1 protein-coding gene is annotated in these 1,514 nt (G+C 40.1%); it reads left to right on the forward strand.

Annotated elements, in window-relative coordinates:
• Nucleotides 1-1,514: non-homologous end-joining DNA ligase (ligD, locus tag AC1DPQ_RS27390; RefSeq protein WP_477611511.1), on the forward strand; the 1,514-nt coding region annotated here is incomplete at both ends.

Raw genomic sequence — 1,514 nt, forward strand, 5'->3', positions numbered from 1 at the left:
CGGGTAAAAGCAGCGATAGGAACAAATTACATTTTGTAATCCAAAAACATGATGCTTCGCGTTTGCACTACGATTTCAGGCTCGAAATGGAAGGCGTTCTAAAAAGCTGGGCGGTACCGAAAGGGCCTTCAACCGATCCTAAAACCAAACGTTTGGCTATGATGGTAGAAGATCATCCATACGATTACAAAGATTTTGAAGGCATTATTCCACAGGGCGAATATGGTGGCGGAACCGTTATTGTATGGGATGAAGGAACTTACGAGCCGATAGAAACGATTAAAGGCAAAAAAGCACAAGAAAAACATCTGTTAGGCCAGTTAAAAGATGGTTCTTTAAAAATCAAATTAAACGGAGAAAAGCTTCATGGAGAGTTTGCCCTTGTAAAAACACATGGCATGGGCGAAAACGGTTGGCTGTTGATCAAACACAAAGACGATTATGCTTCTACAAAAGACATTACCAAGGAAGATAAATCTGTGCTTTCCGGAAAAACAATCGAAAAGATGGAAAAAACATCCGATAAGGTCTGGAAAGAAGGAAAGGAGCAGGATTTAAAGACTGAAAAAAAAAGCCCAAAGCAAAAAGCAAAGAGAGAAACTATGCCAGTGGGCAATGACCTAGCGATAGATGTAAAAAGCATATTAAAGAAAGCTCCCAAAACAGCCATCCCAAAAGGAGTGAAACCTATGCTAGCTACCCTGGTTGACGAACCTTTCGACGATCCTAACTGGCAATATGAGGTGAAATGGGATGGTTACCGTGCCCTAGCTTTTATTAATAAAGGAAAGGTTGATTTGTTTTCCCGAAATAATAAATCCTTTAACGAAAAATTTTACCCCATTTATGATCTGCTTTTAACCTGGAAATTGAATGCGGTATTTGATGGTGAGATTTTGGTGCTCAATAATAAAGGTGTATCAAATTTCGGCTCCCTGCAGAATTGGAGAAGTGAAGCAGATGGAGAACTTGTTTTTTATGTGTTCGATATCCTCTGGTATGAGGGTAAGAACCTGATGGATCTGCCGCTTTACCAGCGACAAGCCATATTGAACGATATACTGCCAACAGATGACGACCGTGTGCGCCTTGGTAAGGTTTTTAAAGCCAGTGGTGTCGATTTTTTCGATGCGGCAAGGAGAATGGGCTTAGAAGGCATTATCGCTAAAAAAACAGATAGTACTTATGCAGCAGATCGAAGATCAAAAGAGTGGCTGAAAATTAAGGTGCAGAAACGACAAGAAGTGATTATTGCGGGTTTTACCAAAAATGCAGATACTTCTAAATCTTTTAGTTCTTTACTGTTGGGCGTTTATGAAAAAGGAAAATTGCAATATGTAGGTAAGGTTGGAACAGGGTTTTCGGATAAATTGCAGAAAACAATGATGGAGCAGTTTAAACCAATTATTATCGATAAAAGCCCTTTCGAAAGTATACCTGATGTAAATGAGCCCTCACGCTTCAGGCCAAACCGGCCAAAAGCAAAAGCAACCTGGTTAAAACCAGAGCTGGTA

This window comes from Pedobacter sp. 01T416_2 (assembly GCF_056398925.1).